Raw genomic sequence first — 23056 nt, forward strand, 5'->3', positions numbered from 1 at the left:
AACGGCGAACGCTGAATTCAACGGTGAGAAGGAAGTCCCCATGGCCCCAAGTTCCTACCAGGCTCCCATGCGTGGCGACACGAAAGAAAAACGGACGGTCAGCCAGTCTGTCGATACCAATCTAGGCTCTTCGACCAGCACCGTGGCCAAGATACTTGAGAAAAAGGGTTCGAACGTCTACTCCGTCCTGCCGGGCGATACCGTGAAGACGGCTGTTGAAGTGCTCAAGGACAAGCGTATCGGTGCGCTTCTGGTGACGGACGAAAACGGCGAGATGATCGGTATCTTGTCAGAGCGGGATATCGTCCGCAAACTTGCCGAAACGCCCGGCCAGACGCTGCCTCAGCAGGTCGACGGCCTGATGACCCGCAACGTCAAGACATGTGCTCCTTCCGATCCGCTGGTAACCGTTTTGCAGATGATGTCGGAAGGAAGGTTCCGCCACCTTCCGGTCATGGATAGAGGCAAGCTCTGCGGCATGATCACCATCGGTGACGTCGTCAATTTCCGCCTGACCGAACTGGAATATGAAGCTCTGAAGATGAAACAGATGATCGTCGGCTGAAGCCGGTTGCGGGCGCCATGTTCAAGAGTCTGAATTGACCTCCCGTGCGGCAGATGTGCCGCGCGGGAGGTTTTTTGTCGAAGTACCGGTATGCCTCAGTGGTAGCATTTGCGACGGGACATTTTCCCGATGCCCGGATTTAGGGTGTTGGTCGGGTCGCATTCCTTGTAGAAATTCGCAAGATCAGGCTTTGCGGCATAAAGATGCCCGACATTGTGTTCTGCCGGATATTCGGCGCCACGTTCGTCCAGGATTCGGAGCATTTTTTCCTTGAGCTTTTTCGGATCGACGCCCTTTTTCACGATATAGTCCTGATGAAGGACATGGCAGAAGAAATGCCCGTAATAGAGTTTGTGGATCAGACCTTCTTCCAGCTCGGCCGGCAATACTTCGAACCAGTCGCGGTCGTCGCGGCGCAGCGCAATGTCGAGCGCAAGAATGTCTTCAACCTCGTTTTCGTGGACGGCATGGTAACGAACGGCCGCACCGGCCGCCGCGAAGCGGTGCAGACCGGCAATCTTGCCTTCCCGGGCCGTGCAGACGAACCAGTCGCCGTCTTCTTTTTCAAAGAACTCAGAAAGAAAACTCTCGGCCTCCGCAACACCGCCATCGCGCATTTTCAGGATCAGGTGATGCTCATATTGGCTACGGAATGCCTCCATGCGACCCGGCAAGACGTTCGGCCAGATCCGGCTGAGGGCCTGCATGAACCTGTCGGTGAGATTGTCGGGAAGAAGCGGCACGCGAGACAGCCTTGCATCGACCCAGCCCTTCATCGCAAATATCCCCGGCAGCCGGTCCGTACCCAGTTTGTCGATCAGGACCAGGGTGTCTTTACCGTAGCGTTTTGAAATGTCGTAGATTTCGGCATGCATATACTCACCCGAGACGGGCAGGTGCTCGAATTCGGCCAGGATATGGCGGCGAAGACGTGTCAGAACCTGGGTGTCGTTGGTGCCGATATAGAAAACCTTTTCCGCTTCCGGCTTGGGATAGGTGTCGAGCCTCGCTGCAAAGACCGCCAGTTTGCCCGCGCAGCCGGAGGCTTCATGCAGACGTTGCTTGTCAGCATTGAAACGCGCCGGACTTGGCGAATCGATCTCGCGGACCCTTCGGTGGTAGTCCGAGTCGGACGCTTTCAGGTTGGTGTCTTCAACGTCATCGGATGAATAGTCACCTTCTTCCAGGCGTCTGAGGATTGTCTCCGGATCATCGCCGAGACGGATACCGAGATGGTTGACCAGTTCAAGGCGCCCTTCTTCGGTAATCTGCGCAAACAGGGACAACTCGGTATAGGACGGCCCGCGTTCGACCAGGGAACCGCCGGAATTGTTGCAGACGCCGCCGATAATCGACGCACCTATGCACGAAGAACCGATCACCGAATGCGGTTCACGGGCGAGGGGAGCCATCAGTTTTTCAAGCGAGAACAAGGTTGCTCCGGGAAAGCTGACGATTTGCTGGCCGTCGTTCAGGAGCTGGATCTTGTCCATCCGTTTCGTGCTGATAATGACAGCGTCTCGATCATACTGACCATTGGGTGTCGACCCCTCGGTCAGACCGGTGTTGGCCGCCTGCATGATGACGATCTTGTCCGCATCGACACAGGTCTTCAACACTTGCCACTGCTCGAGGAGGGTGCCTGGTTGAACAACCGCAACGGCCTCCCCCTCACCGGACCGGAAGCCTTTGCAGAAGCGTTCCATCGATCTGGGATTCGTGATCACGTGCCGTTGGCCGACGATTTGCCGAAATCGGTCCACCAGCTGCTTGTTGGTCGTCGAAGCGGTCGTGTCGTGCATCTGATTTTCCCGTTTGGCATCCTGTTTCGGTGCGCGGTTCCAACTGGCAGCGCCTGTGTGCCGTGGATGACCTTTGCTGACAAGTATCGCAGGACCGGGTTTTTCCAACGGCCAACGTTCTCGTGATGACTACAGTGATTAGCGGCAATGCCGGCTTGGAACAATTAGCAATGTTCCGGACGGGATTTTGAAATGAGGGCGCGAGACCTTGCTCGCACCCTATGTCCTGTTACGAGCCGTTGTCAGTCCTTGTTTCCGGAGCGGACTTCAGGGTTGATCATGTGGATCGGCTCGCCCGCCGCATAGGCAGTCACCTGATCGAAAATGTCCGAGAACTGGAGATTGAACTCGTCTTCGGTCACATAGCCGATATGAGGTGTCGGCAGGACATTCGGATGCGTCAGCAAAGGGTTGGCGGCATCTGTCAGGGGTTCGGTGTCGAATACGTCGATCGCGGCAAAAATCCGTCCGCGGTCTATTTCAGCTTCCAGCACACCCGGTGCGATCAGGCCTGAACGGGACGTGTTGACCAGGAGGGCCCTCGGCTGCATGGCAGACAGGTCCTGTGCGGTTATGATGCCGCGTGTGTCCGGTTTCAGCCGGACATGCAAGCTGACGATGTCGGAAGTTCCGAAAAACGCGTCCCGGCTTTCGGCCACATTGGTACCATCGGCAGACGCGCGCGCGCGGCCGGCTTCTGACGACCACCATTGGATCTTCATGCCGATGGCTTCGGCGTAACCTGCAACAGCCTTGGCAATGCGACCGTATCCGTAAAGTCCAAGCGTTCTGCCCCGCAGGCTTCTTCCGACACCCATCTGCCAGTTTCCACTGCGGACGGAGGCAACCTGTTGCGGTATCTGGCGATAGCTTGACAGGATGAGAGCCAACGTCAGTTCCGCGGCGGCGTAGGATGGTGTTCCCGCGTGCATGTTGGAGCACAGAAGGACCCCGTTTCGCGTACACGCCTCAACGTCGATATGCGGATAGACGCTCCGTTGGGAAATCAGTTTCAGGCCGGGCAACTGGTCCAGCAATTCCGCGGTTACTTTCGTGCGTTCGCGGAACAGGACAACAGCATCGGCGGGTCGAAGCCTTGTTGCAAGTTCACCAGGGTCTTCGACGTGATCCGTCCAGACCGTGACATCATGATCTTTCAGCTTGGCGAAGCAGGGAAGACCGCGCAGCGTGTCGAACCAGTCATCGAGAATATGAACTTTCATCGGCTTTCCACACCGCTGCCTTCAACCAGCGTCCGGGGTGTCGGCACGAAGACATCGGTCTGCAGCACGCTCAGTGCCTTGGTGATCTGGGTTCGTTTGGAAAGAAGGTGATTGTACTGGGCATCGCAGCCTGAAACCGGGGTCGGATAGTCCCTGATTTCGTCAGAAAGAAGCTGGCGCGCCGTTTCCAGCGCAAGAACAGCTGCGTCGATGTTGTCTTCGTAGCGCATCATATCCTCCAGTCGTTCGAAATTGGCGATGTCAGTCACGGGACCAGATGTCACCCGGAACGAAAACGTCGCCGCTTGCCAGCTTCCGCGCGGTTCGCAGCAGTCCGGCAGACTTCACGTGAAAGTCTCTCCCCTGATGTTCATAGTCTATCACGACTTCCATATTACCCATCGGGTGTTCGAGCCGCAGATTCGCAGGAGATTGTGGCATCGGTGCGAGAAATCCTTCCCCTATGGTACCGCTCATTAGAAGGCAAGAGGCAAGGCATTGGGACCCGGTGACGGCGAGGGTCGGGTGACATTTCCACGGCATGAAATAACGGACGCAGGCAGAGCCGCCATCGCGCGCCGCGGCCAGCAGCCCGAATTTCGGCGTGACTGATTTCGTGACGTCGCCCAGTCCCATCCGTTCGCCCGCAATCAGGCGGACGGCTTCCATTTTTTCAAAGAGTTGCTTGTTCGCGTCCAGATCTGTCGCGCTTTCATAGCCGGTAACGCCGAAATCCTCCGCGCGCCCGATCACCATCGGCATTGCGACGTCCATGCAGGTTACCTCGAGCCCGAGGATCTCTTCCTTCGGTTTTCCGGTCGGCAGGATCCCGCTCGTCAGGCTGCCTTCCACTTTCATGAATTTTAACTCGATGGGCGCAGCGTTTCCCGGAACCCCGTCAATCGCGGCATTGCCGTCATAACGGACCGTTCCGCCCGGCGTTTGAACGCGTTCAGTGACGAGGCTGCCGGTGTTTACTGCCCTGATCTTGACGTCTGTGACATCTCCAGCCGGCTCGACGAGGCCCATTTCGATGGCGGCGGGGCCGACTCCCACCAGAATGTTACCGCAGGAAGGTTTGAAATCGACGAGCCGTTCTTCCACGCCGACCTGGGCGAAGAAATAGTCGATGTCTGCCCAGTCGTCGTCTGATTTTGACAGCATGGCAACCTTGGTCGTCACCGCGGTGCCGCCACCGATGCCGTCTATGTTGAATGGATGTCCGGCTCCGACGATGGAAATCAGAACAGCGGACAGTTCATTCAGATCCTCCGGCAGATCGTTGCGCCGCAGATAGGGGCCACGGGAAGAGCCGCCGCGCATGAACACGAAAGGTGTGGATCTCTGCATCATGTGTCAGCCTCCTGGATGAGATCGACAAGGACTTTGGAAAAGGCCTGCGTTCCGAGTGGTCCTCCCAGATCGGAGGTTCGCGTTCGGGGGTCGGCGATCGCCTTCTTCAGGGAAACCTCGATGAGTGCTTTGGCCCTGACCAGCTTCAGATGACCGAGAAGCATGGCAGCCGACCCGATCAGTGAGGTCGGGTTAGCCCGGTCATGGCCCGCTATATCGGGAGCCGATCCGTGCTGCGCCTGGGCGGCTGCGTTTTGCGGTCCGAGATTGAGCGAAGCGGCAAGTCCGAGACCGCCGGCAAGTTCGCTCGCAAGGTCGGACAGGATATCGCCGAACATGTTGGTCGTTACGATCACGTCGAACCGGCCCGGGTCGCGGACAAGCAGCGCAGCGGCGGCATCGACGAGAACCTCGTCATATTGAATGCCGGGATACCCGGTCGCGATGCGGCGCATGACGTCGAGAAACAGGCCGTCGCTCGTGCGCATCACATTGGCCTTGTGAACCGCCGTGACCTTCTTTCGGCCGTTTGCGGCCGCATGGTCAAAAGCCGCCCGGCCGATGCGCTCGCTGCCGCGTTCGGTGATCAGCCGCATTGCCATGGCAACACCGGGAACCGGCATGAACTCGCCTGGTCCGGAATGCAGGTTCCTGTCCGCGTAAAAGCCCTCGAGATTCTCGCGAAAGATAATCAGGTCGACCGGTGCGCCGGTCGGCGTCGCAAGGCCCTTGAAGCTCTGTGCCGGGCGAATGTTGGCATATAGATCGAGTTCCTTGCGCAGCACACCGGAAGGATTGAGGCCGCCGTCATCCCTGGACGGATAGGCATTGTGGGAAACCGGTCCGAGAATGACACCGTCTGCGGCAAGCGCGGCTTCAATGACCTGTTCCGGTATCGTCGAACCTTCCGCATTGAGCGCCGGAAAACCGATTTCCCCGTCAGCAAGGCTGACGGTCTCGCCGCTCCTTGTGCAGGCAGCCTCGACCACCACCTTGGTGGCCGCCATGATCTCCGGGCCGATCCCGTCTCCGGCAAGACAGAGGAGCGAGAGCGTCATCTGCTGTTCCTCATGTCAGCGGCCATGGCAGATCGACGTAGGACTGCAGCAAACCAGGTGGGAAATCCCGATTGAGCAGCCAGGCCATGCCACACATGAAGGCGATCCCGCAGCCGCCGTAAACAAGCGCATACGGCAGGCTTCGTTTTGCACGGTAGTGGATGAAGGAAACCAGGAAACCGGCCAGCGCGAGGATGAAACCAACGAGCGAAGTGAGGATCAGAAGACCCGCGAACCAGGCAAGCGTTGCCCAGAGGCCGTGCTGGTTGCCCTCGGGATTGCCGGCCTCGCTGTCGCAGAAAAGCGGGCTTTTCTCAGAATTGGTTCGCATCCGGACCAGCAGGATCAGGCAGCCGATGATTGATATCAGCCCGACGAATTGTGGGAAAACACGGTCAGCAGAGGCGTAGTCGGGTATGAGGGATGCATTTGTGAAGGCGAATGCGATGTAAGCCAGAATGGCGACCAGGAAGATCAGCGGTGCCCGCTTGGTTCCTGTCGGCAATTCACCTTCCGCGCGGATGTTCTTCGACTGGCGCAGGCCAACCACGACCGAAACGATCGTGATGATGATGAGAACGATCACGATCGGCGAGAAAATGTATTCCATCCCTTCCGCAAAACCCTTGCGGAAGCGCGAGGCCGCGATCTGGACTGCCTGGTTGGTGTAGGTCTCCGCCGGGTTGGACAGGACGAAACCGATCAGGAAGGCAGGTCGCGACCAGTCAAACCGCCGCATCAGGATGCCGAGAAGCCCGATGGCAAACAGTGCCACCAGATCCATCAGGTTCTGGCCTGACTGGAAGGCGGCGAAGGAAATGATCATGAACAGGAACGGGGCAAGCAGTCCGAACGGAATGGTCGTCAGGCGGGCAATCCCGCTGGATCCGAGAATGCAGATGATCGTGCCGACCACGTTTGCAAGCGCCAGCAACCAGACGATCGCGTAGGTCACGTCGAGATTGTTTTTCAGCATCGACGGCCCGACTTCGATCTGCCCCGAGCCCAGTAGTGCGACGGCGCCGATGAAGACGGCCATGGATCCGGAGCCCGGAATGCCGAAGAGCAGTGTTGGTACGAGACCCCCACCTTCCTTGGCGTTGTTTGAGCTCTCCGGTCCGATGACGCCCCTGATGTCACCATTGCCGAATTTGGACTTGTCCTTGGACGTCTGAACGGTGTGACCGTAGGCGATCCAGTCGACTACCGACCCGCCGAGACCGGGAATGACACCGACGGTAACGCCGATCAGGGAGCAGCGTATGCTGAGCCAGATGTTGGAAAACCAGTCGCGCACACCATGCAGCCAGCCCCCGCCGAGCATGGACCGTTCGGAAATCGCACGGTCCTGGCGCAGCAGGGCGACGATTTCCGGTATCGCGAAAATGCCAAGACCGACAATGACCAGTTTAAGTCCGTCGGTCAGGTAGGGCATGTCATAGGTTGCCATGCGCAATGCACCGGCACTGTCACCTTCACCGATCGTGCCGACCATCAGGCCGAGACCGGCGGCAACGATGCCCTTGATGGCAACCTGCCCGGCAAGAATGCCGACCATCGACAAGCCGAACAGCGTGATCATCAACAGTTCGGGTGTCCGGAATTCCAGCACGATCGGGCGGGCAACAAGAATGAAGACTGTGAGAAAGGCAGCACCGACCAGCCCGCCGAACAGGGAAGACGCGAACGCTGCAGAAAGGGCGCGTGCCGCTTCACCCTTCTTTGCCAGCGGAAAGCCGTCGAGAACGGTTGCCTGCGAAGCCGACGAACCTGGAATACCCATCAGGACCGAGGCGAATGTGTCCGAAGTCGGTACGACCGCGACCATGCCGATCATCAGGGCAAGTCCGAGAACCGGATCCATGCCGAACATGAAGGGCAGCAGGAGCGACAGCCCCGCGATGCCCCCAAGGCCCGGAAACACGCCGACGCACAGGCCCATCACGACACCCAGGATCAGGTAGCCGATGACGGCAGGCTGCAGGATCATCGCCGACGCGTCGGCGAGCGCGGGTAAAGCGGTGCCAAGAATGTCCACTGGATCGCCCCGGATTATGTTTTCTGGAAGAAGGGGCCCGTCCGGTTCGTCCGGACGGGCAGAAGTATGACTACTTCAGGGAGACGCCGTAGCGCTCCTGTAGCCAGCCGACCACGAATTCTTTCGCGCTGGCAGGCACTTCGGTCGCACTTTTCAGAGCGGCATCAGCTTCCGCACCGGTCATCTGCGGATATTTTCCAAGGCGTCCCGCGGAGATTTCGGCGAAATCGCCGCGTGCCTTCACGGCTTCAAAGGCCTTGGAATAGGTATCGATGGCGTCCTGGGTCGCGCCGTTCGGCAGGAAAACCATTTTCTGAGCGGGAAAGCCTGCAATGAAGAAGGCCTTCCAGGCATCCCATTTTTCGCCGGACGTTTCGCAACCTTCGGTCGCCTCGCAGACTTCCTTGAAAGTCGGCATGTCGGGGAATGTCGGGTCGCGGACGATGTTGCCATCTGAGTCAAGAGCGCCCCAGCTCATCATTGGAACAGCCGTTCCGGCTTCCACCAGAGGCGTGACGCCTTTCAGATAGGAAGAGGAAGTCTGGTAGTCGATATTGGCTTCGCCGCGCTCGAACATCAGGCGTCCATCGCCACGTCCCTTGATACCGAACACCGGTTCGACATTGAGGCCGAGCATTTCCCAGGCCAGCAGCGGCACAAGATCAAGCCGGGTCGCACCCTGGGAACCGTAGATAAAGTCGGTTTCTTTCAGCGCGCCTGCATCATTTCCGCTCATCTTTGCTGCGAGATCCGGTGGCAGGTAGGCGACGCCGCCGGTACCGGAGGCCAGAACCACGTTCCAGTCCTTGTAGTCGTAACGCACACGCGGATCACCGAGCAGATACGGGAACTGTGTCGACCCTGAAGAACCGAAGATTACCGTGCCTTCGCTGTCGCCGAATTTTTGGTTCTGGAACCAGTTGGCACCTTTGGTGGACCCGGCACCCGGCATGAACTTGACGACGACGGTCGGTTGTCCCGGCAGGGCTTCGCTCAGAAGCGGGGCATAGAAATTCGCCCACTTTGCGGAGCCGCCGGTCTCGGAGAACGGGATGACCCATTCGACGGTTTTGCCCGAAAGATCGAGATCAGCAGCAAGGGCCTGGGCCGGTAAAAGGGTGCCGGCAACACACGTCACACTCAGCGCCATCTGGCGCGCAAGCTTCTTCAAAACCATGATTTCCTCCCGTTGGTGTGGACAACCCTCCCGGTTGCCGCACTCTCAGCGCTTTCAAAAGCGGCTTGATGCGGAGAGTTTTCCCTGCGAAGCTTGCACCAAGCTTTCATCGACAAAAGAATAAATAATGCGGATCGCTCTGGTCGAAGATAATGTAAGTCTCGCAAAAGGTATTGCCTATCAGCTGCGCGATGCGGGCCACTCCGTCGATGTCCTGCATCACGGAGACGACGCAGACATGTTTCTGCAGCAGGAAGACGGTGATCTTGTCATCCTCGATATCAACCTGCCAGGGAAAAGCGGTCTTGATCTGCTTGCCGACCTGAGGGACCGGGAAGATCCGCGGCCTGTAATCCTTCTGACGGCCAGATCGGAAACCGAGGATCGCGTGCAGGGGCTTGATGCCGGTGCCGACGATTACCTGGTCAAACCCTTCGAAATGGAAGAACTCGCCGCGCGGATACGTGCGCTCGGGCGGCGCAAGGGCGTTGCGCCGAGGCAACTGATTGACATAGGAACTCTTAAACTCGACGTCGGCGCGCTGCAATTGCTGGACGGTGAAACCGCACTGGAGCTCCCTCGGCGAGAACTGGCGCTTCTGGCGGCGCTTTCCCAGGCGAACGGGCGAACGGTCTCGAAGGCCGGTCTTCTGGATCAGCTTTACGGTGCCGGCAGCGAGACCGATGAGAAAGTCATCGAGGTTTATGTGTCACGGTTGAGAAAACGACTGGTGCCGTATGGTGTGAACATCCAGGTACATCGGGGTATCGGCTATTCCCTTGGCAAGTCCCGCCAATGAAGAGAATCTATTCTCTTCGCCTGCGCCTGACCCTGATCATCCTGGTTCCCCTGCTGTTTGTGGCCGGCGCGACCGGATTGTGGCAGCTCAACAACGCGCGTGTCACGGCGGGTGATGTTTTTGATCGCAGTCTTCAGTCAGCTGCGCTTGCCGTTACCAATGATGTGGCGCTCTCCGGAGGGGATGCACTTGCGCCCAACACGCGCAAGATTCTCTCCGACACGTCCGGCGGCCCGGTGTTCTACCATGTCTACGCACCCGACGGTGTCATCGTCGCCGGATACGCGACACCGCCGGTGGGTATCCCGCTTGCAGGCGACGGTGATCTCAATCCTGTTTATTTCAATGCGGAATATCTCGGGCGGGATGTGCGCGGCTTCAGGATGCGTACGCGGATGCAGGTTGACGGTTTCAGCGGTATTTTCACCACGACTGTCTGGCAGGACGTTGCCATCCGCGAAACGTTTGTCGAAGACCTCATGCTGCGCTCGCTGATCACGATATCTTCGATCATCACGTCCCTTGCCCTGATCGTATGGTTCGGCATCCGGATCGGGTTACACCCGCTGAACGATCTTCAGCAGGCAATCGACCTGCGTTCCGGCGCGGTTCTGAAGCCGATTCAAAGGCCGGTTCCAGTCGAGGTGGAAGGCATTGTGCGGACGCTCAACAGATTGCTTGGCCAGGTCTCCGAAGCGATGGCCACCCAAAGCGAATTCATTTCAAATGCCGCGCACCAACTTCGAAATCCGATTGCCGGAGTCCTGGCATTGGCTGAATCCGTGCGCTCGGCTCCGAGCGATGCAGATATGCGCGAACGTGCGGACGATCTGGTCGACGCCGCCAAGGAGACCAGCCATCTTGCGCAGAAACTTCTGACATATGAGCGGACCAAATCGATCAGCCCGACGTCGGCGAAGGAGAATTTTTCCATCAATGACCTGCTAGTCGGGATCGTGGATAGTTTCCGCCGAAAGAATGCGGACACCGTTGCGGTTGATCTCAGAATTCCGGAAGAAGATGTCTCCGTCACAGGGGATCGGACCATGATCCGGGAGGCAGTATCGAACCTGATCGACAATGCCTTGAAGCATGGCGGTTCGCAATTGTCCGAGATCACGGTGAGTCTGGAGGCTGTTTCCGCAACAACTACGATTGTTGTCCAGGATAACGGGAAGGGTCTTACGGATGCGCAGATCCAGACTGCCCTGCAACGCTTCGGTCAGGTATCGGAGCGCAGTGATGGTAGTGGCCTCGGATTGCCGATCGTCGAGCGTGTCGCGGAGAGGCATGGCGGTGGATTGAAGCTGCACGCCGGACAACCGGGCCTTGAAGCCCGGTTCACCATTGCGCGGTAGAACTGCCTGCGGAAGCGGACATGGGCAACGGGCCTAGGTGATCACATTCAATTGCTTCGTGTCCGCCGCCAGAGCACTGGTGAAAAAGCCCAGAAGTGCTTCTATGTTTGGCTGTTGCCTGAAGTCCTTGTGCGTCGCCACCCAGATGCCGGTTTCCGGTTCGCCTCCGATGGTTCCAAACGGCACGAGCTGATCGGTTTTCTGTCCGACGAAGGCAGGCAGCAAGGCAAGGCCAAGCCCCTGTGCCGCGAGGGCAGCAAGCATCAGAAAGCTGTCTGCGGAGAATTCGAACCGGGTCCCCACGCTGGAAAGTTGCCATTCTCCGACAGTGGATTTCGCGAAGTCCGGGGCGACACCCAGCCATTTGTGTTCGCTGATGGTCAGATCCCGGTTTCTCTCCAGGTATCCCGAAGCTCCAAAGGCACGGAATTCCACGGATCCGGCTTTCGCCCCGCTGAGTTCCGGTGGCAATTCGGTTCCGGGTCTTATCAGGATCTCCGCACCGGAGAGCGACAGGTCGATCGGATCATTTGATACGGCGATTTCGATGTTGATGTTGGGATGAACCTCTCTGAGAGCAGCCAGGTAGCCCGGTAACAGCAAACAGGCGATCGCGTCGGTGGTGGCAAGGCGAAAGGTTCCTTCTATGCCCTTGGATGTTGATGTCAGACTTCTCCTGATCCGAGCGGAAGCATGATCCATCAGCTTGAGCGAAGCCAGGAGTGCCCGCCCTTCCGGACGCAGCCGATATCCGTCATTTCTCCGGTCGAACAATTTGACCTCGCTGGCGGCTTCCAGCAGCGCGATCCTTCTCAGGACTGTGGCGTGGTTCACACCGAGCACGCGTGATGCGGCCGACAATGACCCCTGGTCTGCAACGGCATGGACATATTGAAGGTCATCCCATCGTATCCTGTGCATCAGTGCACATCCTTTCGTGTCAAATTTGAGAATTTACCCGTCTATCTAATCATGAGATGTAGGTGGTGTTCAATTTTGCACAGCAAAGGAGTGACCGATGAAATACGGATTCAAGTTGGTCTGCGCGCTGGGATTTGTCGCCGCCGCCGGCATGAGCACATCCGTTGCCGATGGACATTTCGACAACGCGATCAAGGCACGCAAAGCGGTCATGACGCTATATGCGTGGAATTTGGGACAGTTGGGCGCGATGGCCAAGGGCGAGATCGAATACAACGCCGAGGCCGCCGAGATCGCCGCGGAAAACATCAGGATCCTGGCAACCATGAACAATGGCGCGGTATGGCCGCAAGGATCTGACAGTACGGCATTGCCAGGAAAAACCCGCGCGAAGGTAGAGGCCTGGACCACATACCCGGAAAGTGCCGAGATCAGCAAAACCCTGGCAACGGCAGCCATCGCCATGAGCGAAGCCGCAGGCACCGGTCTTGAAGGTGTCCGGGCCAACATCGGAGCGATTGGTGGTGCGTGCAAGGAGTGTCACACCAAATTCCGCGAGAGCGAATAACAGATCCGGGTCTGTCGACAATGAAAGCATGGACAAAGTCGGGACGTCTTGCCGTCTTGGCGCTTGTGATCGCCGGGTTGGCGCTGGTGTCTGCCAATGCCCGCGATACCCGACTTCCAAATAGGGACGGTCCGACACCTCGCACGACGACAGGCGTTCCGCATATCCAGATCGGCGCCAGGAATTCCCCCCGGATTTCGGAGCGTCTTTTGACACGCGTTGCGACCCTCCCGGAAGTGAAGATTCGTGCCACGGTCATTTCGCTACCGGGAGCCAGGGGGTTCTGGCTGAGTGAAACCCTCGACCTGGCGCATCCGGAAGCGATCGTCGGGGGCCGGGAATTTGCACATCTGCACCCGGATGGAAGTCTTCATGCTTCACTGTCCCCGAAGCGCGCACGCGAAGCGGTTAAGGCCGGCTGGGCAACCATGCACCCCTGGGCAAACACACGGCCGGGCTGGGAAGGTTTTGTCCTGCTCTATACACCCAGGACTGCGGACGAGGCGGACATTGTTTTCCAGCTCGTTGTCGATGGTTACAACTATGTGACCGGCCGGAACTTTTCAGCACCGGACCTTTGATCGGGAAATGATATTCCGGCCTTGACTGCAGTTCTGTGTTGGCTTCGTTCTTCGTGTACTTCCCGGTCTGTTGGTTGTGATGCAAGTTCCCGGTCAGCCGAATCGCCGTGAAAGTTCCTTGATGTGGTCCGGACCGACTTCGCAGCACCCGCCGACAATGGTGGCGCCGGTATCGATCCACTGGTCCACATGGTCAGCATAGGCTGACGGCGTCAGATCGATGCGCGAGGTCAGTTTCGTCACAGCGCTGCCCTTTTTCTGAAAATCTGGACTGATACCGGTAAAACCGTTGGCATAGGCGCCGAATGGAACGCCTGCATTGCCAATGCTCTCAAGCCCCATCGTTATGGCTTCGGGTACAGAGCAATTCAAAAGGATGGCCTGCGGCGGGTTCGCCGCGATTTCATCCAGTGCAGCGGCAAGACTCTCGCCGGACCGCAGACGTGTCCCGTCAGTATCGTCGACAGTCAGCGCCAGCCAGACCGGCTTGCCGTTTCCAAGTGCACCCCTGAGCGATGCCCTGGCCTGTTCGATCGACGCGATTGTCTCGATCAGGTAGACGTCCACATAATCTGACTGGATCCGGCATACTTCGCCATACAGCTCCGCAGATTGATCTTCAGGTGGTGCGCCGTCATGACTGTAGGACCAGCCAAGAGGGCCGACGGATCCAACAACCAGTCCCGTTCCGTGGTTGTCGCGGGAACGGCAGGCCATTTCGCAAGCCAAATGGTGCAGTTCGTCGAAGCGATCCTCGATTCCGGCAGGGTGCAATCGATCGCGGTGAATGGCATAGGTGTTGGTCGTCGCGACATGTGATCCGGCTGCGAAGAAAGCATCGTGAATGTCCCGCACCAGATCCGGCCGCTCCATCATGATCTGGGTGGACCAGAGGCCGGTGGGTTTCAAGCCGCTGCGGCGGACGAGTTCCTGACCCATGCCGCCGTCCAGAATTCTGATCGATGTCGTTTCCACGGTCGCACCTTGCTAACTGTCGCCTGTCGGCAGCGGCTCCAGCATATCCTCAAAAAACCAGGCGGTCAGCTCGTTTCGACTGGAAACACCTGCTTTCCGGTAAGCGGCAGAACCCTGTTTGCGCATACCGCTCCTGTACCCGACAGGCTGGCAACCATCAGCCGCCCCGCAGAAACCGAGATAATCAACACCCGGGACTTCGTACTCGATATGGACGGGGATGAAGGCCACGGTGCCCATTCCGGTCATGCCGCGATGGACATGACCATCAACGGCTCGGCGATGGACATGAATGTCATCAACGAGCAGGTCAGGCGCGGCGTCTGGGAGCGATGGCGCATTCGCTCAAATCAGGGCGCGCATCCGTTTCACGTGCATGGGTGTTCATTCCTTGTCGAACAGATGGAAGGTGCTGCCGCGACGCCTGACCAGCAGGGTTGGAAAGACACTGTCGTGCTGGATGATGACGACTGGTCGGAAATCGTTGTTCGCTTTGATCATCAGGCAACCGAACAGCATCCCTACATGTATCATTGCCACATCCTCGAACATGAAGATCGCGGAATGATGGGCCAGTTCACGGTGACTGATTCCACCGGATAGAAAACCCGCAGCGTGTTTACCCCGCCGACTTTCGCTGTTCGTCCCTGATCAGCGCGGCGAGGCGGTAGAACCCATGCACCATCTTGGTGTAGGGCGTCAGCAGGAAGAAGCTGAGGACGGAGCCGAGATGGATTGCCAGGAGGGCGGGCATCGCGGTGGTGCCGCCGAGCGCATAGAGCCCCAGGCCGGACAGTGCGACCAGAAAGAGCAGCAGGATGAAGCCCATCTCGCCGCCCCATGCAGAAGGTGCTCCAAGAGACTTGTCAGCCTTCAGTTTCAACGACGCCAGCCAGATCGTACCGATCACCATCAGAAGACCACCGGGGATGCCGAGCAGTTTAGGCAGCGACCAGAATGGATAGGGCGCAGGCATATCGAAGGCATAATGAAGGATCGTGCCCACCGTGGTCGAGGCAAAGCAGAGCAGAAAGCCGTACATGACTGCCTGATGCGCAAACCGGCGGGCCTGGCTGAACCGGTCTTCATCCTCGAAATTGCAGCCATCGCCGTGTCCACCGGCAAGGTTCTTCATCTTTGCGGCGGAAGCGAAGGCATCGACAATCTGGTCGCGTGTGATCCTGCCGCCCTCTGTTGCCGTCCAGTACCGCCGGAGGCTGACGGCAATGCTCAGGAGCGGAAACAGGAAGGCGGGCAGAAAGATCGCCACCATCGCTGTGTGCGACAATACGGCATAAAAACCGGAGCCGCCCGCTGACCCGAGCATCCGGAACGCAAGGAACAGAACGCCAAATCCAAGCACGGTCGCCAGCGCAATCATCACGCCGCTCTTTTGAAAGCGGCGCGCCAGCGGAGCCGGCCATGCGAAGCTTTCCCAGCTGTCCTGGCGCACTTCAGCAAGCGCTTTCGGCAGGTTCAGATCGAACTCGTGGGGTGCAGTGTACTGGCAGGCATAGTAGCAGCCCCGGCAATTGTGGCAGAGATTGGCCAGCTGGGTGAGATTGGCCTCTGAAAAGAAGCGCTCCTGGTGTAGCGCCGGGAAGACGGAACAATAACCTTCGCAATAGCGGCAGGCGTTGCATATCTCGGCCTGGCGGCGGGCTTCCCGCAGAAGATCAGTTTGCATGATTGGCGGCCTCCCGACCTGCAATGCGTCCGAAGACGGTGCCTATGGTCATTCCGAAACCGGCGAGATATCCCTGACCGAGGATCGACCCGGCCATGGTTTCGCCTGCGGCCCAAAGGTTTCGGATCGGGCCGTTTTCCGTGCTGCAGCGGGCTTTTTCGTCGACCTTCAATCCAAGATAAGTGAAGGTCACGCCTGTCCTGAGGCTGTAGCCGTAAAAGGGCGCCTCGGTTATGGGCCGCGCCCAGTTGGACTTGGGCGGGGTCAGGCCGGACGTGGTAACGCCGTCCAGTTCGGTCGGGTGAAATGTCGATGTGTCGCCGCAGGCAGCGTTGAAAGCGGTTACGGTTTCAAGCAGTTTTTCCGGCGGCAGTCCCATCTTGTCGGCAAGCTCTTCAAGCGTATCCGCCTTGACCGGTGGAAAGACCGACGGCATGAACAGGTCGAGGGACTTGGCGTCGATGACAACGTAGCCGATCTGATCCGGCTGATTGGCGATAAGGCGTCCCCAGATCGCGTATCGCTTGGGCCAGACATCCTCACCCTCGTCGTGGAACCGCTCTGCATTCTTGTTGACAACAATGGAAAACGGCACGCAGTCGAGCCGGGTGACGATACCCCCGTCGAATTTCGGTGCGCGGCCATCGATCGCGACCGCGTGGCACTGGGTCGGATCGCCAACGGACCGGACACCCTGATCGAGGAGATCCGCCAACACGACACCCCGATTGTAAGGCGTGCCGCGGATCAGGAAATTCTGTGCCGGAGGACCCCAGGCCCGGGTGAGCCAGTCGGTATCCGCCTGGAACCCGCCGGAGGCGACAATGACTGCTCGTGGTGCAAAGCTACGGTGCTGACCCTCGTGGGTGTAGTCAACCCGGCTGATCCGGTCGCCCTCGAGTTGCAGATGCGTGACATTGGCTTCGTAAAGAACGTCAACACCCAGTTTGTCGGCCGTGCGGTAGTAGGCATTCACCAGCGATTTTCCACCGCCCATGAAGAACGCGTTGGTACGCGCCAGCGAGAGGGTGCCGGACAGGGAGGGCTGGAAACGGACACCGTGGGCTTCCATCCACGGCAGGCATTCTTCGGAAGTGCGAATGGCAATCCGCGCCAGTCTTTCATCCGTCTTTCCGCCAGTGACCTTCAGAAGATCCTCGAAATACTCGTCCTCGCCGTAGGCCTCGACAAGTGGCCCCAGCGGTGTTGAGTGCATACACCTGAAATTTCTGGTATGGCGCGAATTGCCACCCCGGTAGGTTTTCGGGGCGGTTTCCAGCACGACGACCTTCGCGCCTCTTTCCGCCGCTGTCATTGCTGCGCACAGGGCGGCATTGCCACCGCCTATGACGGCAATATCATATTCGCTGGTCATGGTGCTTGTCCTCTCGGAGCGGTCATACCAGCTGATTTATTATTTTGACTATTGTCGGTTTTCTTGAAATTAATGCGCAATGCGCATTAATTATGATTTCAACGACCTGGAGGCCTTTCTTGCAGTCATTGAAACGGGCTCGTTTCACATTGCGGCGGAGCGGTTGAACCTGTCGCAATCGGCAATCACGCGCAGGGTGCAGAAATTGGAGGGCGTGCTCGGGTCAACGCTGTTTGAACGCACGACGCGGGCGGTCAGACCAACTCTGGCGGCCAAGAGGTTGCAGGCCCGGGCCGAAGTCATGCTGGAAAGTGCGCGCGAAACCACGCTTGTCATGCGCGACGAAAGCGTTGCCTACGAGCACCAGCGCAGCGCCCTCGTCACCATCGCATTGATACCCACGGTGGTGACCTCCCTGTTGTCGCCCACCCTTCGCCTGCTTCAGGAAAGTGGCATGTCGGTACGCGTGCGCCTGCTTGACCATGCGGCGAATGAGGTGGCTGGGGCCGTGTCGCAGGGTGAAGCGGATTTCGGTATCTGCTCCATCGGATCTTTGGAACCCAACACTCATTTCGAACCGCTCTTTGACGATCTCATCGTGCTTGTCCTGCCAGACGGTCACCCGTTGGCCGGGCAGGATCAGCTGACATGGTCAGATCTCAAGGCAGAGCCATTGATCCTGCCGGCAAGGGGAACCGGCAACCGGCTGTTGATCGACGAGGCGATGGCGAAAAGCCGGTTGACGGCGCAGTGGACCTATGAAGTCGGACGTTCAACGACGGCGATGGAGCTTGTCAACGAGGGTATCGGCGTCGCTTTGCTGCCGCGTTCGGCCATGCTGTCTGCTCAAGGCCGGACACTGGTTTTCAGGCAGCTCCTCGAACCGGCTGTTGCGCGTCCTGTCGGCTTGCTGACCAGAACGGGCGTCGCCGACAGCACGGTCGTCGGCGCCTTCAAGGATGCTGTCCGGCAAATCTCGGGTGGGCTTGGTGCTTTGTCCCTGTGAAGGGCCCTGTTTCGATCGCAAAGGGGCAAGTGGCTGCCGGAATTGCGTTACAACTCAGATTGCCAATGACCCGTATGCAGGACTTCCGGTGGCAGGCCATATTGGCAAAAATGCGCCTATACAGAAAAGCTTGACACGCAGCGGATCCCGCAACCCAACTTACAAGTAAAGCGAGCATTGTAATAAATCTTCTAGAACATTCGGCGCTACTGTTGACGTAAAGTAATTCTTGTACCTACTATTCCTGACTGACGATTTTCTATTCTAATACATTTCTGATCGCCAATTTATGGCGAGGGATACCTTTGTGTTTTCAAAGGCCTTCTTGATTTTTTGGAAAAAAGAAGTGGTGCTCGACCATGATAAGTGAGGCACTCGAATTTGTCCGCCGGGAGGTGCGCGATCATCTCGCCGTGAGCGATGCGGAGGCACAACTTGAAAGTGCAAGAGTGCTCACCGAAGAAGGCTCCGAGGGACTGACGATCACCCTGATCAATGTCGAGGAAGAGGCCGCACTCCGCAATACGCCGAACATGTTCGTGGTCGATGGACTTCCGGTTCAGCGTCAGCCTTCGGTTTTCATGAACCTGTATCTTTTGTTTGCCTTCGATTTCCCGAATTACGGCACCAGCCTGTTCAATCTTTCAGAGACAATCGCCCTGTTTCAGGACCGGCGAATATTCACGACGGCGGACGACAGGACCGACAATCCGTTTCCCGAACGCGCGGTCCAGCTCGCCTTCGATCATCACAACATGAGCTTCGAGGCGCTCAACAATCTCTGGTCGATCATGGGCGGGACGATGTTCCCCTGCGTGATTTACAAAGTCCGATTGGTCGAAATCCGCCGCGATGTTGCGGACGAAACCTTGCGGGAAATCGACACGATCGAACTGGACATGAGCGGGATATGAGTTTCATTCGCCAATATCGCCGCTTTGTGCGGGTCAGCTTCGAAGATGACGGCGGGCAGCCGGTTGATGCCTTTGACGTGCGCCTGACAGGGCACACGCGCAGTGTTCTGTCCGACCACGCCTTGATCTTCCGGCCCGGAGTCGCGGGGTTTTCAATTTACAGCCGCCGCAATCCAGACGAAGCGGATCCGCTTATCGGACCGATAACCGGGCGAACACGTCTGAGTTTCGGTCTCCGCCTGACAGATCCGCAGTTTCATGCACGCTATCATCCGGACCTGCAGCCTGCCGCCCGGCAGATCCTCCTGCACAATCTGGACGCTACAGGGACGGTGCAAACCTCCGGAGCGCTGAGCAGCGCGGCAACGGTCGAGCAGGCGGATCTTGTCCGGGTTGGAGCAGCGAAGAGTTTTCCTGTCACCCTGGATCTGACCGCAGGTGTTCCTGACCGTCTGCAGGCAAGGAACCGTTTCGACAACAGCCTTCTTGTCGAACAGGAGTTCACCGCTCCAGCCGGCCCGGTTCTGCGGCTGAACGCAGACCTGAATTCCCTGGAACATCCAGCGGTGCGCCTGACGACGCCTGTGGCAGGTGTCCTCGACCAGCTTGTCTATGCAGACGATGAAATCAGCAGCAGCGGCGTTGAATTGATCCTCGATCTCTGGTGGGAGCAGCGTCAGGACGTCGTACCCACACCAGGCGGGGCTCAATTCACCGCATCCTTTCGAGCAAGGGTCGGGGCGTGACAATGAAATCGGTCTGGCGGCAGAAATGGCAAAACCTCGCAGGGAAGAATGTGAAGAGCGTTTGTTCTGCCAGGTCAAGCGCACTGACACAGCAATGCAAAACCTTTTGCCGTCAGTCGGATTTGTTCGCCTGGGACCCCTGCTGCAACGCGAATGGCTTGAAGATGAACCAGGTTTCTTCGCTCACGCTTCTGGCATCTGGCCAAAGCGCTCCAATCCAAATCCACTTCGTCAATGGGTCCTGACCCTGGAGTAAGCCCCCGAGAGGAACATCGCCATGACCAACCTGATGCTATCGACGCCCGGCGTGGCGATACAGGAACTTCCGTTCAACACGCCAACGATTGCGGGTGTGGCAACGGCGATACCCGCCTTTATCGGTCCGGTGAGAAACACCAACGCACCGGACGGAACGACCCTGATTGGCAGCACCTGGCGCATCAGCTCATTGCCGGAGTTTGAGGCCTTGTTCGGCATCCCGGCCGCGAGCAGCTTCAACATACGCGCCGACAAGCGCATCGACCAGAACGGAGCGCTCCTGGGGGTTGATGTCAGCTACCAGGTTGCCCCCGAACGCATTCCCACCGGGCAGCGGCTTTTTTATCACGCATTGCAGCTCTACTTCGACAATGGCGGCGGCCCTTGCCACATCCGCCCGATCGATACCACCGCAAATGCTCAGGCAAATTTTGAAGACGCCATAACCGCGTTGGAAAGTACCGATGAAATAACACTCAACGTCATCGTCAACACGATCGGTGCCGACGCCGCAAACTACGGGACGCTGGCGACCGCCTCCATGCAATCCTGCAACCGCATGCAGGACCGTTTCACGATCGCGGATGTCATTGACGCCCGCCCTGGTGGAATCGTCGACAATTCGGGCATCCCCTCGACACTCGGACAGGACGTTACCACAGAGTTCCGGGACAGGGTGACGGCCGTGTCGGAGGACGTGCTGAAATATGGCGCTGCGTATATTCCCTATCTCAACACGAATATGCCGGTTCTTTACCAGGCCGGAACGGTTGATATCGACGCTGCTTCACAGCTGATCACATTCGATGCGGAGGGAAACCAGACAGGCACCGCAGATCTGTTCACCAACGGTGGTGCGGACCTGCCTCTTTCGGACGATTTCTTTCAAGGAGTCGTCGATCTGGTGACGCCGGCCAATTCTCAGCCCGGTGAAAAGCCGGTTGTCGAAGCGGTGCTCAATCTCCTGACCGGCACCACGCTGATCATGCCGCCTTCTCCGGCCATGGCGGGGATCTATGCGCGTGTTGACCGCCAGCGTGGCGTTCAGGTGGCACCGGCAAATGTCGGTGTCATGAACACGATCGGCCCGGCACTCGCGATCACCGACGAAGAACAGGGACTTTTGAACGTCGATCCAACCTCGGGTAAATCGGTAAATGCGATCCGTTTCTTTACTGGCCGGGGCACCGTGGTCTGGGGAGCTCGCACGCTCGCCGGGAACAGCGGCGACTGGAAATTCGTCAACAGGCGCCGGGCGGCAATTTATCTTGAAGAAAGCATCGGGGATGCGCTCGAGGCTTTTGTTTTCGAACCCAATGTGTCCAAGACCTGGGTCCGCGTAAAGCGCATGATTGAAGGTTTCCTGCTCAACGAATGGCGCGCGGGAACCCTTGCAGGACCGACCGCTGCCGACGCGTTTGAGGTATCTATCGGCCTCGGAACGACCATGAGCCAGCAGGACATCGTCGACGGCATCATGCGCGTACTCGTGCGTGTTGCGCTGCCGGGTCCGGCGGAAAAGATCATCCTCCAGTTTACGCAAAAGGCGCAGGCGGCCTGAGCCGTCGCATCCGAAAGGATCTGAAAAATGGTCAACTATCCGATCGCAAAATACAATTTCGAGGTCGAAATGGAGGGGTTCACCCGCATCGGCTTCACTGAAGTTTCCGGACTGGACATCGAGACAGAGGTCATCGAATACCGGGAAGGTGCCTATCCGGAACCGTCAAAGGTGCAGATACCCGGCATGAAGAAATACGGAACGGTGACCTGCAAGCGCGGCATGGTGCGGGGCGACAACGAGATCTACGACTGGTTCCAGACGATCCTGGATCCGTCAAACCGGCGCGATGTTCAGATATCGTTGCTCGACGAGATGCGCGAACCGGTTTTCGTCTGGGTGATTTCCAATGCGTTCGTCACCAAGATTGCCTCTACCGATCTCAAGGCGGACGGAAACGAGATCGCGATCGAGTCGATGGAATTCAAGGGCGATTCCATAGCTATCTCGACACCGTGAGGTTCGGATCATGGCGCTGACCCACCCTTACAACCTGCCGCTCATTCACAACTTCCGGGTGGAATTTGATTTGCCCGGAGCCGGCGATCTGGATGTCCGCTTCCGGGAGGTGTCGGGCCTGTCCATGGAGCTTGAGCAGGAGACCGTGACAGAGGGTGGTGAGAACCGCTTCGTCCACAAGGTGCCCGTGCGTGCAAGCTATCCCGATCTCGTTCTGAAACGCGGACTGATTGGCGAAAGCGCGGTCACGCAATGGATCAGAGATGCCATTCAGAACCTCGTCATCCGTCCGATCACGATGAGCGTCGTCCTCCTCGATCCGAAACTGGAGCCACTGCGCACGTTTTCGGTAGTGAACGCCTGGCCGAAAAAATGGTCGGTATCCGATTTCAATGCGGAGACAAGCGAGATCGCGGTTGAAACGCTTGAACTTGCCTACGCCTATTTCCGGGAGGTTTGACATGGCAGTACAGATCAATCTGATCGAATTTCGGGGACGGATCGAGGGAAGCCCCGGGTCAAAGCCAGACAATGAGATGTCTGCGACCGAAAAGGCCACGGAACGGGAACGTGTGATATCCGCAGCGGTTTCGGAAGCCATCTCCGTCATCAGACGTCGCGAGGAACGCTGA

The 23056-nt window shown here is 58.1% G+C and carries 25 protein-coding genes; 13 read left to right on the forward strand and 12 right to left on the reverse strand.

Translation table 11 applies throughout. The annotated features are described in order from the left end of the window. The first annotated feature begins 40 nt into the window (after positions 1–40). Positions 41–565 carry a CBS domain-containing protein gene (locus ACO6TI_RS05710; RefSeq protein WP_422384513.1) on the forward strand — a complete coding sequence of 175 codons (525 nt, stop codon included), beginning with the start codon at positions 41–43 and terminating at the stop codon, positions 563–565. 95 nt (positions 566–660) lie between these two features. Here the strand turns inward: ACO6TI_RS05710 and dld are convergent, their stop codons facing one another. The 7 genes from dld to ACO6TI_RS05745 form a co-directional block, all read right to left on the reverse strand. Beyond that, the gene (dld, locus tag ACO6TI_RS05715; protein WP_422384514.1) at positions 661–2367 is read right to left on the reverse strand and encodes a D-lactate dehydrogenase; all 1707 of its coding nucleotides are present in this window, start codon (positions 2365–2367) and stop codon (positions 661–663) included. 242 nt (positions 2368–2609) lie between these two features. Then, positions 2610–3590 (reverse strand): D-2-hydroxyacid dehydrogenase family protein, encoded by a 981-nt coding sequence (locus tag ACO6TI_RS05720; protein ID WP_422384515.1) that lies wholly within the window; start codon positions 3588–3590, stop codon positions 2610–2612. Then, positions 3587–3859, reverse strand: a complete 273-nt coding sequence (locus ACO6TI_RS05725) for a hypothetical protein (RefSeq protein WP_196879866.1) — start codon at positions 3857–3859, stop codon at positions 3587–3589. The genes ACO6TI_RS05720 and ACO6TI_RS05725 overlap by 4 nt, the downstream gene beginning before the upstream one ends. Continuing rightward, positions 3852–4943: a 4-oxalomesaconate tautomerase gene (locus tag ACO6TI_RS05730; protein ID WP_422384516.1), complete on the reverse strand. Its 1092-nt coding sequence runs from the start codon at positions 4941–4943 to the stop codon at positions 3852–3854. The genes ACO6TI_RS05725 and ACO6TI_RS05730 overlap by 8 nt, the downstream gene beginning before the upstream one ends. Next, positions 4940–6001, reverse strand: a complete 1062-nt coding sequence (locus ACO6TI_RS05735; RefSeq protein ID WP_422384517.1) for an isocitrate/isopropylmalate dehydrogenase family protein — start codon at positions 5999–6001, stop codon at positions 4940–4942. Before ACO6TI_RS05735 ends, ACO6TI_RS05730 begins: the two co-directional genes overlap by 4 nt. 10 nt (positions 6002–6011) lie before the next feature. Continuing rightward, positions 6012–8039, reverse strand: coding sequence for a tripartite tricarboxylate transporter permease (locus ACO6TI_RS05740; protein ID WP_055120915.1), 2028 nt, complete (start codon positions 8037–8039; stop codon positions 6012–6014). A 70-nt stretch (positions 8040–8109) separates the two neighbouring features. Further along, positions 8110–9216, reverse strand: coding sequence for a tricarboxylate transporter (locus ACO6TI_RS05745; RefSeq protein WP_029064983.1), 1107 nt, complete (start codon positions 9214–9216; stop codon positions 8110–8112). A 127-nt stretch (positions 9217–9343) separates the two neighbouring features. Between ACO6TI_RS05745 and ACO6TI_RS05750 the strand changes: the two genes are divergently transcribed. Both ACO6TI_RS05750 and ACO6TI_RS05755 read left to right on the forward strand, forming a co-directional pair. Next, positions 9344–10015 (forward strand): response regulator transcription factor, encoded by a 672-nt coding sequence (locus ACO6TI_RS05750; RefSeq protein ID WP_104704755.1) that lies wholly within the window; start codon positions 9344–9346, stop codon positions 10013–10015. Beyond that, positions 10012–11373: a sensor histidine kinase gene (locus ACO6TI_RS05755; protein WP_108876186.1), complete on the forward strand. Its 1362-nt coding sequence runs from the start codon at positions 10012–10014 to the stop codon at positions 11371–11373. The genes ACO6TI_RS05750 and ACO6TI_RS05755 overlap by 4 nt, the downstream gene beginning before the upstream one ends. 33 nt (positions 11374–11406) lie before the next feature. Here ACO6TI_RS05755 and ACO6TI_RS05760 read toward each other — a convergent pair whose 3' ends face one another. Beyond that, positions 11407–12294, reverse strand: coding sequence for a LysR family transcriptional regulator (locus tag ACO6TI_RS05760; RefSeq protein WP_197000733.1), 888 nt, complete (start codon positions 12292–12294; stop codon positions 11407–11409). A gap of 97 nt (positions 12295–12391) precedes the next feature. Here ACO6TI_RS05760 and ACO6TI_RS05765 point away from each other — a divergent pair, with 97 nt between their 5' ends. Both ACO6TI_RS05765 and ACO6TI_RS05770 read left to right on the forward strand, forming a co-directional pair. After that, positions 12392–12862 carry a c-type cytochrome gene (locus ACO6TI_RS05765; RefSeq protein WP_108876184.1) on the forward strand — a complete coding sequence of 157 codons (471 nt, stop codon included), beginning with the start codon at positions 12392–12394 and terminating at the stop codon, positions 12860–12862. Positions 12863–12882: 20 nt separating this feature from the next. Beyond that, positions 12883–13443, forward strand: a complete 561-nt coding sequence (locus ACO6TI_RS05770; RefSeq protein WP_055120925.1) for a luciferase family protein — start codon at positions 12883–12885, stop codon at positions 13441–13443. Positions 13444–13536: 93 nt separating this feature from the next. Here the strand turns inward: ACO6TI_RS05770 and ACO6TI_RS05775 are convergent, their stop codons facing one another. Beyond that, the gene (locus ACO6TI_RS05775; protein WP_422384518.1) at positions 13537–14418 is read right to left on the reverse strand and encodes a homocysteine S-methyltransferase family protein; all 882 of its coding nucleotides are present in this window, start codon (positions 14416–14418) and stop codon (positions 13537–13539) included. A 12-nt stretch (positions 14419–14430) separates the two neighbouring features. Continuing rightward, positions 14431–14649: a hypothetical protein gene (locus ACO6TI_RS05780; protein ID WP_409860442.1), complete on the reverse strand. Its 219-nt coding sequence runs from the start codon at positions 14647–14649 to the stop codon at positions 14431–14433. Between ACO6TI_RS05780 and ACO6TI_RS05785 the strand changes: the two genes are divergently transcribed. Further along, the gene (locus tag ACO6TI_RS05785) at positions 14629–15021 is read left to right on the forward strand and encodes a multicopper oxidase domain-containing protein (protein ID WP_196896752.1); all 393 of its coding nucleotides are present in this window, start codon (positions 14629–14631) and stop codon (positions 15019–15021) included. The two genes, ACO6TI_RS05780 and ACO6TI_RS05785, sit on opposite strands and share 21 nt — an antisense overlap. Positions 15022–15037: 16 nt before the next feature. On the opposite strand, the gene tcuB is transcribed toward ACO6TI_RS05785, so the two are convergent. Both tcuB and tcuA read right to left on the reverse strand, forming a co-directional pair. Further along, the gene (gene tcuB, locus ACO6TI_RS05790; RefSeq protein WP_422384519.1) at positions 15038–16105 is read right to left on the reverse strand and encodes a tricarballylate utilization 4Fe-4S protein TcuB; all 1068 of its coding nucleotides are present in this window, start codon (positions 16103–16105) and stop codon (positions 15038–15040) included. After that, on the reverse strand, positions 16095–17480 hold the full coding sequence (gene tcuA / locus ACO6TI_RS05795) for an FAD-dependent tricarballylate dehydrogenase TcuA (RefSeq protein ID WP_281931356.1): 1386 nt from the start codon (positions 17478–17480) through the stop codon (positions 16095–16097). Before tcuA ends, tcuB begins: the two co-directional genes overlap by 11 nt. 79 nt (positions 17481–17559) lie before the next feature. Here tcuA and ACO6TI_RS05800 point away from each other — a divergent pair, with 79 nt between their 5' ends. The 7 genes from ACO6TI_RS05800 to ACO6TI_RS05830 all read left to right on the forward strand — a co-directional run bounded on the left by ACO6TI_RS05800 (position 17560) and on the right by ACO6TI_RS05830 (position 23056). Beyond that, on the forward strand, positions 17560–18486 hold the full coding sequence (locus tag ACO6TI_RS05800) for a LysR family transcriptional regulator (protein WP_104704762.1): 927 nt from the start codon (positions 17560–17562) through the stop codon (positions 18484–18486). Between the two features lie 359 nt (positions 18487–18845). Next, positions 18846–19400 (forward strand): DUF4255 domain-containing protein, encoded by a 555-nt coding sequence (locus tag ACO6TI_RS05805; RefSeq protein WP_029064967.1) that lies wholly within the window; start codon positions 18846–18848, stop codon positions 19398–19400. Then, positions 19397–20146 (forward strand): hypothetical protein, encoded by a 750-nt coding sequence (locus ACO6TI_RS05810; protein ID WP_196896750.1) that lies wholly within the window; start codon positions 19397–19399, stop codon positions 20144–20146. Before ACO6TI_RS05805 ends, ACO6TI_RS05810 begins: the two co-directional genes overlap by 4 nt. Positions 20147–20423: 277 nt before the next feature. Next, a complete protein-coding gene (locus tag ACO6TI_RS05815; RefSeq protein ID WP_055120940.1) occupies positions 20424–21965 on the forward strand; it encodes a phage tail sheath family protein in 1542 nt (513 codons plus the stop codon). Positions 21966–21992: 27 nt separating this feature from the next. Beyond that, entirely contained in the window at positions 21993–22424 is a 432-nt protein-coding gene (locus ACO6TI_RS05820; RefSeq protein WP_029064965.1) for a phage tail protein, read from the forward strand. Positions 22425–22434: 10 nt separating this feature from the next. Next, positions 22435–22884 carry a phage tail protein gene (locus tag ACO6TI_RS05825; protein ID WP_029064964.1) on the forward strand — a complete coding sequence of 150 codons (450 nt, stop codon included), beginning with the start codon at positions 22435–22437 and terminating at the stop codon, positions 22882–22884. A gap of 1 nt (position 22885) precedes the next feature. After that, a complete protein-coding gene (locus ACO6TI_RS05830) occupies positions 22886–23056 on the forward strand; it encodes a hypothetical protein (RefSeq protein ID WP_158510447.1) in 171 nt (56 codons plus the stop codon).

The organism is Roseibium album (assembly GCF_965233825.1).
GTDB lineage: Bacteria > Pseudomonadota > Alphaproteobacteria > Rhizobiales > Stappiaceae > Roseibium > Roseibium album.